The sequence below is a fragment of the Stenotrophomonas sp. SBJS02 genome, from assembly GCF_020428325.2.
GTDB lineage: Bacteria > Pseudomonadota > Gammaproteobacteria > Xanthomonadales > Xanthomonadaceae > Stenotrophomonas > Stenotrophomonas africana.
The window spans coordinates 4,037,013-4,053,077 of the sequence record NZ_CP109812.1; the positions used below are offsets into that span (position 1 = coordinate 4,037,013).

Annotated in this window: 16 protein-coding genes and 1 pseudogene; 10 read left to right on the plus strand and 7 right to left on the minus strand. The window is 68.1% G+C overall.

Going from position 1 to position 16,065, the window contains the following annotated elements; all coding sequences use genetic code 11:
• The first annotated feature begins 3 nt into the window (after positions 1-3).
• The gene (locus tag FQS62_RS18610; RefSeq protein ID WP_208043010.1) at positions 4-621 is read left to right on the plus strand and encodes an SGNH/GDSL hydrolase family protein; all 618 of its coding nucleotides are present in this window, start codon (positions 4-6) and stop codon (positions 619-621) included.
• Between the two features lie 4 nt (positions 622-625).
• Positions 626-1,345, plus strand: a complete 720-nt coding sequence (locus FQS62_RS18615) for a class I SAM-dependent methyltransferase (RefSeq protein ID WP_208043009.1) — start codon at positions 626-628, stop codon at positions 1,343-1,345.
• A 229-nt stretch (positions 1,346-1,574) separates the two neighbouring features.
• Here the strand turns inward: FQS62_RS18615 and FQS62_RS18620 are convergent, their stop codons facing one another.
• Positions 1,575-2,354 (minus strand): polysaccharide deacetylase family protein, encoded by a 780-nt coding sequence (locus tag FQS62_RS18620; RefSeq protein ID WP_208043008.1) that lies wholly within the window; start codon positions 2,352-2,354, stop codon positions 1,575-1,577.
• A 59-nt stretch (positions 2,355-2,413) separates the two neighbouring features.
• Here FQS62_RS18620 and grxD point away from each other — a divergent pair.
• A pseudogene (gene grxD, locus FQS62_RS18625) lies at positions 2,414-3,339 on the plus strand (Grx4 family monothiol glutaredoxin).
• Between the two features lie 77 nt (positions 3,340-3,416).
• Here grxD and FQS62_RS18630 read toward each other — a convergent pair.
• Positions 3,417-3,956, minus strand: coding sequence for a DUF924 family protein (locus FQS62_RS18630; RefSeq protein WP_049448828.1), 540 nt, complete (start codon positions 3,954-3,956; stop codon positions 3,417-3,419).
• A gap of 43 nt (positions 3,957-3,999) precedes the next feature.
• Positions 4,000-4,776 carry an AMP nucleosidase gene (locus tag FQS62_RS18635; RefSeq protein ID WP_049415280.1) on the minus strand — a complete coding sequence of 259 codons (777 nt, stop codon included), beginning with the start codon at positions 4,774-4,776 and terminating at the stop codon, positions 4,000-4,002.
• 152 nt (positions 4,777-4,928) lie between these two features.
• Between FQS62_RS18635 and FQS62_RS18640 the strand changes: the two genes are divergently transcribed.
• The 5 genes from FQS62_RS18640 (at position 4,929) to FQS62_RS18660 (ending at position 9,727) form a co-directional block, all read left to right on the plus strand.
• On the plus strand, positions 4,929-6,338 hold the full coding sequence (locus FQS62_RS18640) for an amidohydrolase (protein ID WP_049448830.1): 1,410 nt from the start codon (positions 4,929-4,931) through the stop codon (positions 6,336-6,338).
• Positions 6,338-7,621: an amidohydrolase family protein gene (locus FQS62_RS18645; protein WP_099590001.1), complete on the plus strand. Its 1,284-nt coding sequence runs from the start codon at positions 6,338-6,340 to the stop codon at positions 7,619-7,621. Before FQS62_RS18640 ends, FQS62_RS18645 begins: the two co-directional genes overlap by 1 nt.
• Positions 7,622-7,641: 20 nt before the next feature.
• Positions 7,642-8,274, plus strand: a complete 633-nt coding sequence (locus tag FQS62_RS18650) for a 2-hydroxychromene-2-carboxylate isomerase (protein WP_057500548.1) — start codon at positions 7,642-7,644, stop codon at positions 8,272-8,274.
• A 95-nt stretch (positions 8,275-8,369) separates the two neighbouring features.
• On the plus strand, positions 8,370-9,311 hold the full coding sequence (locus FQS62_RS18655) for a DegV family protein (protein WP_049448834.1): 942 nt from the start codon (positions 8,370-8,372) through the stop codon (positions 9,309-9,311).
• Positions 9,312-9,388: 77 nt separating this feature from the next.
• A complete protein-coding gene (locus FQS62_RS18660) occupies positions 9,389-9,727 on the plus strand; it encodes a hypothetical protein (protein WP_005414449.1) in 339 nt (112 codons plus the stop codon).
• A gap of 144 nt (positions 9,728-9,871) precedes the next feature.
• On the opposite strand, the gene FQS62_RS18665 is transcribed toward FQS62_RS18660, so the two are convergent.
• The 4 genes from FQS62_RS18665 to FQS62_RS18680 all read right to left on the minus strand — a co-directional run bounded on the left by FQS62_RS18665 (position 9,872) and on the right by FQS62_RS18680 (position 14,984).
• A complete protein-coding gene (locus tag FQS62_RS18665; protein WP_164158627.1) occupies positions 9,872-11,284 on the minus strand; it encodes an efflux transporter outer membrane subunit in 1,413 nt (470 codons plus the stop codon).
• Positions 11,281-12,363, minus strand: a complete 1,083-nt coding sequence (locus tag FQS62_RS18670; protein WP_099590004.1) for an HlyD family secretion protein — start codon at positions 12,361-12,363, stop codon at positions 11,281-11,283. Before FQS62_RS18670 ends, FQS62_RS18665 begins: the two co-directional genes overlap by 4 nt.
• Positions 12,364-12,384: 21 nt before the next feature.
• Entirely contained in the window at positions 12,385-13,914 is a 1,530-nt protein-coding gene (locus FQS62_RS18675; protein WP_208043251.1) for an MFS transporter, read from the minus strand.
• A gap of 152 nt (positions 13,915-14,066) precedes the next feature.
• Positions 14,067-14,984: a LysR family transcriptional regulator gene (locus FQS62_RS18680; protein WP_088480500.1), complete on the minus strand. Its 918-nt coding sequence runs from the start codon at positions 14,982-14,984 to the stop codon at positions 14,067-14,069.
• A gap of 141 nt (positions 14,985-15,125) precedes the next feature.
• Between FQS62_RS18680 and FQS62_RS18685 the strand changes: the two genes are divergently transcribed.
• The gene (locus FQS62_RS18685) at positions 15,126-15,572 is read left to right on the plus strand and encodes a universal stress protein (RefSeq protein WP_208043252.1); all 447 of its coding nucleotides are present in this window, start codon (positions 15,126-15,128) and stop codon (positions 15,570-15,572) included.
• Between the two features lie 5 nt (positions 15,573-15,577).
• Positions 15,578-16,048, plus strand: a complete 471-nt coding sequence (locus FQS62_RS18690) for a hypothetical protein (RefSeq protein ID WP_164158624.1) — start codon at positions 15,578-15,580, stop codon at positions 16,046-16,048.
• Positions 16,049-16,065: the final 17 nt, after the last annotated feature.

Sequence of the window (16,065 nt, forward strand, 5' to 3'; positions counted from 1 at the left end):
TCGATGGGCTTGTCGTATCTGGCCCTGGGCGATTCCTACACCATCGGTGAAGCGGTTGCGGTCGAAGGCCGCTGGCCGCACCAGCTGGCCGCCGCGCTGCGTGCGCAGGGCATTGAGCTGTCCGACCCGCAGACCATTGCGACCACCGGCTGGACCACCGACGAACTCGATGCTGGCATCGATGCGGCCGCGCCGCAGGGGCCGTTCGATTTCGTCAGCCTGCTGATCGGCGTCAACAACCAGTACCGCGGGCGTCCGCTGGACGAATACCGCAGCCAGTTCCAGGCGCTTCTGCAGCGGGCGATCGGCTTCGCGGGCGGTGATGCTGGCCGCGTGCTGGTGCTGTCCTTCCCCGATTGGGGTGCGACCCCGTTCGGCGCCAGCAGCGGACGCGACCTGGCCGCGATCGAGATCGAGACCGACGAGTTCAATGCCGCCGCCGAGGTGATCAGTACCCGGCACGGTGTGGCCTTCGTCGACATCACCGACATCAGCCGCGCGCAGGGCGAAGACCCGACGATGATCGCCGAGGATGGCCTGCACCCTTCGGCGCGGATGTACGCGCTGTGGAGCAAGCGGGCGTTGTCGGTGGCCGCGCACCTGCTCGGCGCAGCGGACTGAGACGATGGGCGGCTTGCCACGGACTGGCGCGCCGCTGCCCTGCACTGCACTGACGAACGCACAGGCGCGTTCCATTGCCGAGGCGTTCCGCCCGGTACGGGTCTGGGGCAACCGCAGCGATTACTTCTATACCCGCAGCAAGCTCGGCAGCGATCCCCTGTACGGCGGCGCGCTGCAGCAGCTTCCCGATGACGGGCATCCGGTATTGGACCTGGGCTGCGGGCTGGGGTTGTTTGCCCACGTGCTGCGCCAGCGCGGCGACACCCGGCGCTACCTGGGTGTGGACCTGGATGCCGCCAAGATCGCACGCGCCCGGCGTGCTGCCACCCAGCTTGACGATGTGCACTTCGATTGTCTGGACCTGCAGGCGCCGCTGCCGGCCCGGGCCGGGCACGTATTGCTGCTGGATGTGCTGCAATACCTGGAAGCGGGTGCGCAGCAGGCGCTGCTGCGCGCCGCCAGTGCGCGTGTTGCCCGCGGTGGGCGCCTGCTGCTGCGTACGCCCCTCGCCACCGGCGATGGCCGCGACCGCACCACGCGGGTGGCCGACCGGCTGGCCTGGCTGGTCGGCTGGATGGACACGCGACCCTGCCACTACCCCGATCCGAACGTGCTGCAGGCGACGCTGAGCGAAGCCGGATTGCAGGTGACGGCACCGCGCCCTCTGCATGGACGCACGCCGTTCAACAGCTGGTTGCTGGTGGCCGAACGCCCCGCGTTGTAGGGCCAAGCGCAGCATGTGCCAGCGCTGCGCGCCGCCGTCCGAACATCGGCTCGGGCGCTGCAGGATGGGCGCCGACCCTTGTAGCGCCGAGCCAATGCTCGGCTGCCCTGCGACGTCTTCCGGTGCTGCGCACCGCCGTCCGAACATCGGCTCGGGCACTGCAGGATGGTCGCCAACCCTTGTAGCGCCGAGCCAATGCTCGGCTGTTCTACACCACCAGGGCTCGCCGTCACGGGACCGGCAGCTGCGCCTTCAATCCACGCTCGTCCAGGGCCTGCAGCACGCGCTCGATGATCTCCAGGTTGTGGCCGTGTGCGGCCCCCTCATGCAGCAGCACGATGGCGCCCGTGCGCAGGTCCGGCAGCAGGCGGTCGAGCACGCCCTGCGTGGTGCAGCCGACCCCGTCGTAGCCGCGCGCGCTCCAGCCCACCCGGACCAGACCCAACCGCTGCAGCACCGGTGCCACGAATGGGTTGGTCATGCCCACCACCGAGCGGTACCAGCGCACCGGCTGCCCCCCCAGGTCCTGCAGCGCGTGCTGGCAACCTTCTATCTCGGCGCGCATCGCCGCTGGGCCCAGCCGCCAGAAACGTGCCTGCGGGTGGCTGTGGCTGTGGTTGCCCAGGTCGTGGCCACGGCGCAGGATCTCGGCCACCAGTTCCGGCTGCGCCAGCGCACGTTCCCCCACCAGGAAGAAGGTGGCACGGGCCTGGTGGCGGTCCAACAGGTCGAGCACGGCGCGGGTTTCCGGGCTGGGGCCGTCGTCGATGGTCAACCAGACGCTGTTGCCGGCATCCGGCACCCGGCTCAGCACCGGTGCATAGAAACGGCTGTTGGGCAGGAATACCGGCACCACGAACAGCGCATGGCTGGCCACCAGCAGCGGCAGGCCCCACTGCCAGCCGGCCAGTGCCCAGGCCAGGATCACGGCCAGTTGCGACGCCACCAGCCAGGGCAGCCACCGCCAGGGGCGTGCCGGGATGCGATGCAATGTTCCTGCGCTGCTCATCCCCCATGATGCCATGGGGGTTAGAATTGATGATTCGAATTCCCGGAACCCCGACGTCCATGTCCCTCGATCCCGCCCTGCGTTCGCGCATCGAATCCATCCTCAACGCCAACCGCGTCGTGCTGTTCATGAAGGGCCAGCCGTCGATGCCGCAGTGTGGTTTCTCGGCCAAGGCCGTGGGCGCCTGCAGGACCTCGGCGTCGAGTTCGCCCACGTCAACGTGCTGGCCGATCAGGAAATCCGTGAAGGCATCAAGGCCTACGGCGACTGGCCGACCATCCCGCAGCTGTACATCGACGGCGAACTGGTCGGCGGCAGCGACATCGTGCTGCAGATGGCCGCCAGCGGCGAGCTGAGCAGCGTGCTGGGCCTGGCCGCGCCGGACCGCACCCCGCCGAGCATCACCGTGACCCCGGCCGCCGTGGAAATGCTCAAAGGCGCGCTGGCCGACGCCCCGGGCGCCGCCCTGCAGCTGAGCATCGACGCCGGCTTCCAGCCGAACTTCCAGCTGGCCCCGCATGATGAAGGCGCCATTGCCGCCGAGTCCAACGGCCTGCGCGTGCAGTTCGACCTGGCCAGCGCCCGTCGCGCCAACGGCATCACCATCGACTGGGTGGACGACATCCGCGGCAAGGGCCTGGCCATCGACAACCCGAATGCGCCCAAGCCGGTGCAGGAAATCAGCGTGCGTGATGCCGACGACCTGGTGCGTGCCGGCAACATCACCCTGGTGGACGTGCGCCCGGCCGACGAGCGTGAGATCGCCGCCGTGGGCGTGCCGTTCAAGACCTTCGACGGCAACGGCCGCGCCGCGCTGGAAGCCCTGCCGAAGGACACCGCGCTGGCCTTCATGTGCCATCACGGTGGCCGCAGCGCGCAGGCCGCCGAGCAGTTCCGCGCCCTGGGCTTCACCAAGGTGTTCAACGTCACCGGCGGCATCAATGCCTGGTCGGAAGACGTGGACAACGGCGTGCCGAAGTACTGATCGGCACTGAAAAAGGGGACGGAGGGGATTAAGTCGTTTATGGCACAAACGACTTAATCCCCTCCGTCCCCTTTTTCTTAGCCGGCAAATCCGCCTTCGGCCAGGTAATCGAGTTCTTCCGGCGAGGGAATGCGGCCGAGCACGGCATTGCGATGCGGGAAACGGCCGAAGCGACGGATGATGTCGCGGTGCAGTTCGGCGTACTGCAGGTATTCCTTGTCACCCAGCACATCGAACATCGCCACCGAACGGTCCTGGTCCAGCGGATCCTCGGAGTGCTCGAACGGCAGGTAGATGAAGGCACGCAGCTTCGGTACCAGCTGCAGGTCCAGCCCTTCCTCGATCGCGCGCATGGCGTAATGCCGCGCCAGGCCATCGGTGGCATAGGAGTGGGCGGTACCGCGGAAGCAGTTGCGCGGGAACTGGTCCAGCAGCAGCATCAACGCCAGCGCGCCTTCGGCACTGCCCAGCCAATGCTCGCGCGCGCGCGACGCCGCAGCGTAATGTTCATCCAGGAACAATCCGCGGAACTGCGCGTCGAAGGCATCGTCGCGGGTGAACCACTTCGCAGGGCCCGCTTCCTTCCAGAAATCCACCACTTGCGCGGCAACGTCCATCACCTACTCCCCAGGGCCGGCGCGCCGCGCCAGGCCATCATCATCATTCGTCGAAGCGCAGGTGGCGGACCGACTTGCCGTTGCGCCGGATAAGCTTAAGCGCCTCGATACCGATCTGGATATGGTTTTCCACGAACTGGGAGCTGACCTTGGCGTCGGAGGCCTCGGTCTTGACCCCGTCGGGGATCATCGGCTGGTCCGAGACCAGCAGCAGCGCGCCGCTGGGGATGTGGTTGGCGAAGCCGGCGGCGAACACGGTGGCCGTTTCCATGTCGATGGCCATGCAGCGCATCGCCCGCAGCCGTTCCTTGAAGGCCTCGTCGTGTTCCCAGACCCGGCGGTTGGTGGTGTAGACGGTGCCGGTCCAGTAGTCGTGGCCGAGATCGCGGATCATGGTCGAGACCGCACGCTGCAGTGCGAACGCCGGCAGCGCCGGCACTTCCGGCGGCAGGTAGTCACCCGAGGTGCCCTCGCCCCGGATCGCAGCGATCGGCAGCACCAGGTCGCCCAGCTGGTTCTTGCGCTTGAGGCCACCGCACTTGCCCAGGAACAGCACTGCCTTGGGCATCACCGCCGACAGCAGGTCCATGATGATCGCGGCATTGGGGCTGCCCATGCCGAAGTTGATCATGGTGATGCCATCGATGGTGGCGCTGGCCATCGGCCGGTCCAGGCCGATGATGGGCGCCCCGGTCAGCTCGGAAAAGGTATGCAGGTAGCCGCCGAAGTTGGTCAGCAGGATGTGCTGGCCGAACTGGTCCAGGGGCACGCCGGTGTAGCGCGGCAGCCAGTTGTCGACGATTTCCTGCTTGCTCTTCATGGCCAGTCCGGTACGGCGGGGGGCCGGGTATTTTCGGGCACGCGGCCGGTGCCGTCGAGCCACCGTCGGCAGGCCTGTGAAGAAGGTCACTTGGCAAGCCCGCCGCCTCCGGGCTAGCGTCGAAGATTGGACCGGACTGCAAGGGGAACTGCATGGCATCGACGTTGTTGCGCGCCGGGGTAGCCCTGGCACTGCTCTCATTGAGCACGGCTCCGGCGGTGGGCGCCTCGCGCTTCGTCGCCGATCCCTACCCCAGCACCTACCAGGCGCATCCCGATGCGCCGGTACTGATCCAGAACGCCACTGTGCTGACCGGCACCGGCCAGCGCCTGGACAATGCCGACGTGCTGCTGCGCGAGGGCCGTATCGTTGCCGTCGGGCCCCAGCTGCAGGCCGACGACGGCGTCACCCGCATCGATGCACAGGGCAAGTGGGTCACCCCCGGGCTGATCGACGTGCACTCGCACCTGGGCGTGTACCCCAGCCCCGGCGTCGGCGCGCACAGCGACGGCAACGAGATGACCGCGCCGGTCACCGCCAACGTCTGGGCCGAACACTCGGTGTGGCCGCAGGACCCCGGCTTCGCCACCGCACTGGCCGGCGGCGTGACCAGCATGCAGGTGCTGCCCGGCTCGGCCAACCTGGTGGGTGGCCGCGGCGTGACCCTGAAGAACGTCCCGGCCGTCACCTACCAGGCGATGAAGTTCCCCGGTGCACCCTGGGGCCTGAAAATGGCCTGCGGCGAGAACCCCAAGCGGGTCTATGGCGAAGGCAAGGGCGTGACCCCGGCCACGCGCATGGGCAACGTGGCCGGCTATCGTGCCGCCTTCATCGATGCCGCCGACTACATCGCCAAGAACAAGCCGAAGCCGGCCAAGCGCAAGGGCTGGTTCGGCAGCGACAAGGGCGACAGCGCGGGTGATGCCGGCGGCAAGCGCGATCTCAAGCTGGACACGCTGGCCGGCGCCATCGAAGGCGACATCCGCGTGCACATCCACTGCTACCGCGCAGACGAGATGGCCACCATGCTCGACCTCGCCAAGGAATTCGGCTTCAAGGTGGCCGCCTTCCACCACGGCGTGGAGGCCTACAAGCTGGCCGACCGGCTGGCCGCCGACGGCGTCTGCGGCGCACTCTGGGCCGACTGGTGGGGTTTCAAGATGGAAGCCTTCGATGGCATTCCGGAGAACATTGCGCTGGTCGACCGGCCGAAGAACAGCTGCGCCATCGTCCATTCCGATTCACCCGAAGGCATCCAGCGCCTGAACCAGGAAGCGGCCAAGGTGATGGCGTCCGCGCGACGCGCGCGCATGCCGGAGATCACGCCCGAGCACGCCATCACCTGGATGACCGCCAACGCCGCCAAGGCGCTGGGCATCGAAGGGCAGACCGGCACCCTGGAAGCCGGCAAGATGGCCGATGTGGTGGTCTGGAACGGCAACCCGTTCAGTTCGTATGCACTGGCCGAGCAGGTCTTCATTGATGGCCGCAGGTTGTACGACCGCAGCGCACCGGCGGCGACGCCGCGTTCCGATTTCCAGCTTGGCCAGGAGGTGCGCTGATGGCGGCGCTCAAGCAGTTGGTGCAGTCTGCCGCGAAGGGCAGCCGGGCATGGCTCGGTTCTACGGTCATGGCGTTGTCTTGCATCTGCGCATCCGCGCAGGCGCAGGACCTGCTGGTGCGCAACGCCACGGTGCATACCGCCAGCGCGCGCGGCAGCCTGCAGAACGCCGATGTACTCGTGCAGGGCGGCATCATCCGCGCGGTGGGCAGCGGGCTGTCGGCACCGGCTGGCGCAACCGTGGTGGAGGCCAATGGCCGCCCGCTGACACCGGCGCTGTTCGGTGGCATCACCGAGACCGGGATCGAGGAGGTCCTGGTTGAAACCAGTACCGTCGACAGCTCGCTGAAAATGAGCGATCAGCCATTGCGACCCGAGTTCGACGTGACCCTGGCCTACAACCCGGCCTCGGTACTGATTCCGGTGACGCGCCTGGAAGGCATCGGCTTCACCGCACTCGGCGCGACCCCGGGCGGTGGCTTCGTCGCCGGCCAGGGCGGTGTGATGCGACTCGATGGCAGCATCGACCCGATCGGCCCGCGTGCCCTGTTCCTGCGCATCGGCGCGGCAGCCTCCGAACTGACCGGGCATTCACGCGCCGCGCAATGGATGCTGTTGCAGCAGATGATCGACGAAGCACGCGGACAGGTGGCTGCGGACTCGCCGCACGCACTGCTGACGCCGGCCGGGCGTCGCGCACTCAGCCGCTACCTGGCCGGCCAGGGCCGCATCGTGGTGGAGGTGGATCGCGCCGCCGACATCCGCCAACTGCTGCGCTGGGCCACCCGCGAAAAGGTGAAGATCGCCATCGCTGGTGCCAGCGAAGCGTGGCAGGTGGCGCCGGAGTTGGCCGCTGCGCACGTGCCGGTGTTCGTCGACGTGCTGGCCAACCTGCCGGCCAGCTTCGACCAGCTCGGTGCCACCCTGGAAAACGCCGCGCGCCTGCAGCGTGCCGGCGTGGCGGTTTCCTTCGCGCAGCGCGGCGACGCCACCCACAACGCGCGCAAGATGCGCCAGCTGGCCGGCAACGCGGTGGCCAACGGTTTGCCGTGGGCCGACGGCCTGGCCGGGCTGACCCGGGTCCCGGCGCAGGCCTTCGGCGTGGCCGACCAGATCGGCAGCATCGAGCCGGGCAAGCGTGCCGACCTGGTGCTGTGGGAGGGCGACCCGCTGGATGTGGCGCACTACGCCGAACAGGTCTGGCTGGGCGGACGCGCGATGCCGATGCGCTCGCGCCAGACCGAACTGCGCGACCGCTACCTGCAGCGCAACGCGCAGCCCTGACCGCACACGAGGACACACCGATGGCGACATTGCGCTGGTACTTCGACTTCGTCTCACCCTATTCCTACCTGCACTGGCAGAAGCTGAAGCAGTTGCCACAGTTCGGGCAGATCCAGACCGTGCCGATCGCCTTCGGTGCGGTACTGCATCACCTGGGCAACCTGGGCCCGGCCGAGATTCCGGCCAAGCGTCGTTTCATCTACCGCCAGCTGCTATGGAACGCACAGGCCGAGGGCACGCCGCTGCACTTCCCGCCGGGCCACCCATTCAACCCGCTGTCCGCCCTGCGCCTGTGCCTGGCCGCTGGCGCCGGCACGCAAGCGGTGGACGTGCTGTTCGACTGGATCTGGCGCGAAGGCCACGCGGGCGACAGCCCTGAGGCCCTGCGCGAACCGGCCGCGCGGCTGGGTATCGAGGATGTCGCCAGTGCCATCGCCGACCCGGCGGTGAAGGAGCAGCTGCGGCGCAACACCGAGGCCGCAATTGGCACCGGGGTGTTCGGTGTGCCGACCCTGGCGATCGACGGGGAACTGTTCTGGGGCAACGATGCGCATCCGCTGATGGCCGCGGTACTGGCCGATCCGGGCCTGCTGCAGCAACCCGAATGGCAGCGTCTGGCCAGCCTGCCGGTGGCAGTCCAGCGCAGCCGCTGAGCGGGGCGTGGCGCGTTTCCCTCGCGCGCCACGGCAGATTTTGAGATAGATTTCACGTTTCCGAACCTACTACCGCCCTGGAGGGGGAGCCGCGGATGCGCATCGGAATCGTCGTCGACTCGGCCTGCGACCTGCCGCAGGCCTTCATTGCCGAGCACAACATCGTGCTGCTGCCGATCACCGTACGGATCGGCGAAGCCGTGCTGGCCGATCATCGCGATGAGCAGGCCACCCTGAGTTTCCTGCACGCGCATGTGGCCGAACATGGCGCCGAGGCGGAGACCATCCCCTTCAGCGTCAACCAGATCCGCGACCTGTTCCTGCAGCAGCTGGTGATCGATTACGACCACGTGTTCTGCATGACCATCACCAAGACCCGCAGCCCGATCCACGACAACGCGCTGCAGGCCAGCTTCGCCATCCTCAACGACTACAAACCGGTGCGTCAGGCAGCGGGCTACAACTCGCCGTTCGCGCTGCGCGTGCTCGATACCCAGAACCTGTTCGCTGCCCAGGCGGTAACGGCGGTGGAAGCGGTGCGACTGCGCGACAGCAACGCCAGCGTGCAGCAGATCCGCGAACGATTGGAGGAACTGGCGGGCAACGTGCATGGCTACATGGTTACCCGCGACCTGTACTACATGCGCGCACGTGCGCGGCACAAGGGTGACCGCAGTGTCGGCCTGCTCAGTGCAGCGCTGGGAAGCGCACTGGACATCAAGCCGGTGCTGCATGGCTACCGCGGCGAGACCGGGCCGGTGGCCAAGATCAAGGGCTTCGACAACGCCGTGCAGAAGCTGTTCGCGGTGGTCGGCCAACGTGTGCGTGCCGGGCTGATGACACCGACGGTGTGCGTCAGCTACGGCGGCGAACTGGACGAGCTGCGTACCCTGCCCGGCTATGCACAGATGAAGGAGGTCTGCGCCGCCCACGGCGTGACCGTGTACGAATCGGTGATGAGCCTGACCGGCATGGTCAACGTCGGCAAGGGCGCAGTCACCGTGGGCTTCGCCGATGGGCCACATCGGTTCGAATGAGCGCCGGCCACGGCCGGATTCTGCACATCGATTCCACCGCGGTTGTGCCAGTCTTGCCGCACTTCAAGGAGAACTCCATGCCTGCGCAGTACCACATCAGCCTGCCCGACCCGTCCAAGGCCCGCGGCAACGATCCTGACCTGTCCTTCCATTCGCAGGGCGCCGCCGGTTTCGCCGAAGAGCTGCAGGACGCCCTGCGCAGCGGCACGCTGTTCGAGCGCTGGAAGGCCAAGCAGCCCGACCCGGATGCGGTGGAACCGCAGTGGGGCGTGACCGACCCGGATGCCACCGTGACCGGCGAGCAGAAGGACCTGCGCATCAACCTCGTCGCCACCACCCGCATCGACAGTGACGTGTTCAAGCAGCGCCTGCGCCTGCTGGCCGGCAGCCACTGGGAACTGCGCGACGTGCGTTGAGGCTTGGATCTGGTAGTTGCCAACCTTGGTTGGCGCTTCTGGAAGAATGTTGCCAACCAAGGTTGGCAGCTACCCATTTCCTGGTAGTGCCGGCCGCCGGCCGGCAGCCGCACAATCCATGAGAGTGCCGGCCAGCGGCCGGCACTACCAGCCGCCGCCCAGCGCGCGGTAAAGCTCCACCCGTGCGATCGCGGCCGTGGCCTGGCTGTTGGCCAGCGCGGCCTGGTTGTCCAGCGCGATGCGCTGGGTGGTCAGCACGTCCAGCATATCGACCACGCCGGCCTGGTACTGCCGGCGCGCAGCGCCCAGTGCGGTCTCGCTTTCATTCACTGCCACGTGCAGCTGCACCGTGCGCTGCTGCTCGGCACTGTAGCCATCCATGGCGTCGTCCACTTCATGCCAGGCCTGCAGCACGGTACGGTGGAACTGCAGGGCGGACTGTTGCTGCTGCAGCCTGCTCAGCGCGAGATTGGCCTTCAGCCGTCCGCCTTGGAAGATCGGCAGGCTGATCGACGGCCCGATGCTGAAACGGTGCGCGTTCCAGCCATCCAGATCATCCAGCTGCTTGGCCTGGAAGCCCGCGTCGCCATTCAAAGTGATGCGCGGCAGGAAACTGGCCTTGGCCACGCCGATGCCCGCCGTTGCCGCATGCAGTGCCGCCTCGGCACGACGGATGTCTGGGCGACGCTCAGCCAGTTCACTCGGCAGCCCCACCGCTACGGCCGGCAACGCCGGCCAGTCACGGCGTGCATCCTGCAGCTGCGCGTCCAGCGCCTGCGGCGGCTGCGCCAGCAGGAACGCCAGCGCATTGCGCAGCTGCGATTCGCGATGCCGCAACGGCGCGATGCGTGCCTGCAGCGATGCCACCTGCGCGGACGCGCTGGACACCTGCAGCGTGCTGGCCACGCCCTGGCGTTGGCGTGCTTCGGTCAGGCGCTTGATGTCGTGGGCGATGCTGAGGTTGTCCTCGGTGATCGCCAGCAGCTGCCGCGTCGCACGCAGCTGCAGGTAATCACGCGCGGTTTCCGCCAGCAGCGCGATGCGCACTGCGTGTGCATCCTCCTCGGCCATCTGCACGCGCGCGTCGGCCGCTTCCATCTGGCGATGCACGCGGCCCCACAGGTCCAGTTCCCAGCTCAGGCCGATACCGGCCTGGAACAGCCCGTAGTCATCACGGCCGCCGTTGCCGGACGGATCATTCAGGCCCACCTCGCTGTTACGTGCACGCACGCCACTGGCGCTCGCGCTGACGCTGGGCAGGCGATCGGCGGCGGTGATGCCGCGCGCGGCGCGGCTCTGCTGCACGCGGTTGGCCGCCAGCTGCAGGTCCAGGTTGGCCGCCAGCACCTGGTTGGCCAGCTGCCCCAGCAGCGGATCGTCGAAACCGGCCCACCAGGCCGCGTCCTGGTCGATGGCGTTGCCGGCGACGGCCTCACCCTGCCAGTGGCTGGGCAGTTCCGCCTGCGGGCGTACGAAGTCCGGACCCATCATGCAGGCAGCCAGGGCCGTGCACAGGCTGGCCGCAACGAAGGTGCGGAACACGGTGACTGCGCTCATGCGCCCTCCCCGCTCTTGTGGCCCGGACTGTGCTGCACGCTCTGCGCGCGCGCGCGGCTGCCCAGGTCAACGCTGGCTTCCACCGACATGCCGGCACGCAGCTGGTCCAGCAGCGGCTGGCCCGGCTCCAGCACGATCTTCACCGGAATGCGCTGCACCACCTTGGTGAAGTTGCCGGTGGCGTTCTCTGGTGCGACTGCAGCAAAGGTGACGCCGGTGGCTGGTGCAATGCTGTCGATGTGCCCGCGCAGCGGCTTGCCCGGGAATACGTCCACCTTCAGTTCGACCTGCTGGCCGGTCTGCATGCGGGTCATCTGCGTTTCCTGGAAGTTGGCGACCACGAAGGCGCGCTTCAGCGGCACCACCGCAGCCACCGGCGTACCCGGCGTCAGATAGGCACCCACGCGCACGGCGCGACGACCGACGATGCCATCGATCGGTGCACGCAGCACGGTGTGCGACAGATCCAGTTCGGCGCGTGCCTGCGCCGCTTCTGCACGCTGCACCGCCGCCTGCGCGGCCTGCACGCTGGCGCTGAGGATGTCGGTACGCTGGCGCGCGGTCGACAGCGCGGCCTGGCCCTGCTGCAGATGCGCACTGGCCACGGCCTGCTTCGACTGCGCCTGCTGAGCGTTCTGCACGGTACCGGCGCCGTCACGGGCCAGTTCGCGGTAACGCTGCTGGTCGGCACTGGCCAGGGTCAGTTCGGAACGGCTGACATCGACGCTGGCCCTGGCCTGCGCGATCAGCGAGCCCTGCTGGGCCAATGCGGCCTGCGCGTTGGCCAGCTGTGCTCGGGCATTGGCGAGGTCGGCACGCGCCGCCTGCAGGGCGACCTGATAGTCGCGGTCGTCGATGCGGGCGAGCACGTCGCCGGCCTTCACCGACTGGTTGTCTTCTACTTCCACGGCACTGACGAAGCCGGGAATCTTCGGCGCCACCAACGTGTAGTCAGCCGCCACGTACGCGTTGTTGGTGGTCTGATGGCCGCCATCGCGCAGCAGCAGCCAGGCGCCGATGGCCAGGGCCAGCACGCCCAGGCCCAGGCCGGTGTTGAGAGTGGTTCGATTGATCGTCATGAAGGGGTTCCTGCGAAAGGTTCAGGCCACGGCACGTGGCGGATGGATGCGGGTGGGCATCCAGGCAATGAGGGGAATGAAGGCCAGCGCCACCAGTGCGACCACCCAGTACAGGTCGGCCGAAGTCAGCGCCTGTACCTGCGCATGCAGGCGCGCGCCCAGCTGCGGGCCATCGGCCAGCCACGGTTGCCCGCCAAGGCGGTCGACCAGCACGGTGGAATGGAAATGACGGCGGCCCTGGGCGACGGCATCCAGTACGCCGCCGGCGAGCACGGCAGCGAAGCCTTTGACCGTGTTGAACCACGCCGAGGCGAACGGGCCGTCCTGCGGCGCCAGGCCGCCGGTGGCCAGCATCAGCAGCGGCAGCACCGCCATGGGCTGGGCGAACACCTGCAGCAGTTGCACCCACAGGAAGTTGTCACGGATCCAAGCCACGTCCAGGTGCGAGCCCAGCCAGCAGGCCAGCGCCAGCATCGCCAGGCCGGTGGCCTGCACCCAGCGGCAGTCCACCGCGCGGATGTTCAGCAATGCCGCCACCAGCGGCAGCGCGATCACCTGGGGCAGCGCCACCCACAGCAGCATCGGTGCGGTCTGCAGCGGCCGGTAGCCCTGCACGCTGGCCAGGAACCCGGACGGGATCGAGATCACCGCCAGCAGCACGAACAGCACGCCGCCCAGCGTCACCAGCGAGTAGCTGAGATTGCGGTTGGCCAGCAGCTGCAGCTTGAAGAACGGCAGCGGATGGAACCATTCATTGATCATGAACAGCACCATCAGACCGGCACCGCCACCGATCATCAGCGTGATCATCGGCGAGTCGAACCAGTTCAGGCGCGGGCCCTGCACCAGGCCCAGCACCAGCAGCACCAGCGCCGGCAGGCCCAGCAGCAGGCCGACGCCATCGAACTGGGCGAAACGCTCCAGCCGCAGCGGGTCCTGAGGCAGGCCCCAGCCGACCATCGCCATGGCGGCCAGGCAGTACGGCACGATCTGCCAGAACGCCCAGTGCCAGCCCACCTGCTCGACCCAGAACGCGGCCAGCGGCGTGCCCATGCTCGGGCCGAACGTCGCCGTCAGCGCGTACCCGGCCAGGCCGTACAGCTTGATGCCCGGGGGCAGGAAGCGCAGCGCCACGCTCATCAGCAGCGGCGGCAGCGCGCCACCGCACAGGCCCTGCAGCGCGCGCAGCAGCAGGAACACCTGCAGGTTCGGGGCAAGCGGGCACAGCACGCCCAGCACCATGAACCCACCGATCATCGCCAATGCGAAGCGACGCAGCGAGAAGGTGGCGGCGCACCACGGTGCGAACGCCATCGCGCTGACCGACATCGCGCTGTACAGAGCAACAATCCAGCTGCCGTCATCGACGCTGAAACCCATCGCACCGCGGATGTCGGCCAGGGCGACCTTGGTGATGTTCTCGTTGAAGCCCGACACCAGCACCGCCAGCAGCACGCCACACAAGCCGACCAGGACGCGGCGGTCGAGTCCGGGGGCGGCGGCGGGACGGGGCGCTGCGGTGGCCGGAACAGCAGCGGCCGGCGTACTCATCGCCGGGCACCGATCCGTGCAGCACACGGCATGTTGGGGGTCATTGGAATGCGCTCAGTGAAACTCCGGGGAGCGCAGTCTAGGGAGCCGTTACCTTGCGAAAAATGGCGTGACCGGCATCGCAGGCGTGCGTCGGGCGCACGCCCGGAACATCAGCGGCGGATGTCCTCGACGCTTTCGCACATGGTCTTGATCGAGCGCCGCAGCCATTGGTGGGCGGCGTCGTTGTCCAGGCGTGGGTGCCAGGCCTGCACGATGGCCGCCGTGCGCACCGGAATCGGCAGCGGGAACAGGCGCAGGGGCAGGCGCATGCTGACGATGCGCTCCAGCATCACGCTCGGCATCTGCGGCAGGATCAGGTCGGACTCGGCAGCGGCGAAAATCGCACCGTGGAAGGTCGGGCTGATCAGTGCCACGCGGCGCTGCAGGCCGAGCGTGGCCAGGTCGTCATCGATCGGGCCGCGTGGCAGGCCGCGGCGCGACACCGCGATGTGGTCGCAGGCGGCAAAGCGCTCGGCACTGATCTCGCCATCGAACAACGGATGGTCCTCGCGCGCAGCCCCCATGAACGAGGTACTGAACAGGTTCTGCACCTTGGTGTCGGGTGCGTGCTTGCCGGCGGTGCTGATGTACAGATCGATCCGGCCCTGCGCCATCGCATCGTCATCGGTATCGCCTTCGGGCACGAAGCGCAGCATCGCGCGCGGTGCCTGCTGGCGGAATATCTCGCGCAGGCGACCGCCAAAGCCACCGATGAAGACGTCGTTGGCACGCACGTTGAAGGTTCGCTCGAGCACGCGCATGTCCACTTCGCGACCGGCGTTGAAGACGCGGTGGGCCTGCTCGATCACATCGCGGACCTGCTCGCGCAGCTGCAGGGCCCGCGGCGTAGGTGCCAACCCGCGACCGGCGCGCACCAGTACCGGGTCGCCCAGCGCCACGCGGATCCGGCCCAGGGTGCGGCTCATCGCCGGCGCGCTCAGGTTCATCCGCCGCGCGGCGGTGGCCACGCTGCATTCGTCGATCAGCACGTCCAGTGCCAGCAACAGGTTCAGGTCCGGCAAGGGCATGACAGTCTCCAGTAAATCAGATGACTCTACGACACGTGTAACCACCGTGGATTGCGTTATACGCATTCATTGACTGCCGCGCACGGCATGGGTGCGCGCGGTGACATCGGCGACCATCCCCGGCCTGCCAAGGAGACATCCATGTTCACTACCCTGCTGGTCGCCTTGGACGGCGGCCCCCAGCACGCACGCGTGCTGGACCTGGCTGCCGCCATCGCCGGCCAGCGCAGCCGCCTGCACCTGTTGTGCGTGCTCGACCCCGAATTCGCGCTGGCGGCCGATGCCAGCGAAGTCGACCGCATCGAGTACCCGGAAGCCGCCCGCCAGCGCTCGCGGGCCGAAGCGGTGCTGGCCGAAGCCCTGGCCGAGCTGCGCGAGCGCGGCGTCGACGCCATCGCGCAGATTCCCTCCGGCGACCCGGGCGAAGTGATCAGCGAGCAGGCCCGGCGCCTGAAGTGCGACCTGATCGTCATCGGCCACCGCCATCTGTCCCGGCTGGAACGCCTGTTCGAACCCTCGATCGGGCAATGGACCATCGACCACGCGCCCTGTCCCGTGCTGGTGGAAACCCGCGATCCGCAACCCTAGCCCCCATGGCCTCACGTTCCCCGTTGTTTCCCACCCGCGTCAGCTATCGCGCCTTCGGCCGCCAGTTCGGCCGCGGCGAGCAGGCGCTGCTGGGCGCGCTCCGCCAGCTGCACGATCCCGATCTGCAGCCCGACGGCCTCGCCCAGCTGAGCGCGCTCGGGCTCGACCCGGAAGGCTGCAACGCCTTCATCGGCCTGTTGCCACTGCTGGCCACGCCCGCCGCCCCCATCGATCTGCTGCCGGCCGACTCGCCGTTCATTGCCGCCAGCGAACTGGACCTGCTGGTGTGCCTGCTACGCATCGCGCAATGGCGGCATGCGCGGCCCCGCGAAGACGACACGCTGGCACCGTTGCGCCAGCAGTTGGCGCGCTGTGCGATGGCCGTGCAGGCAGCAAACCTGCCGTTGCGGCAGCGCTCGTTGTCACCGGTCGGGCTGAGGCTGCTCGATCCCACCGGCTGGTTGCGGCAGCGATGACCCGGCCGAGCCATCCG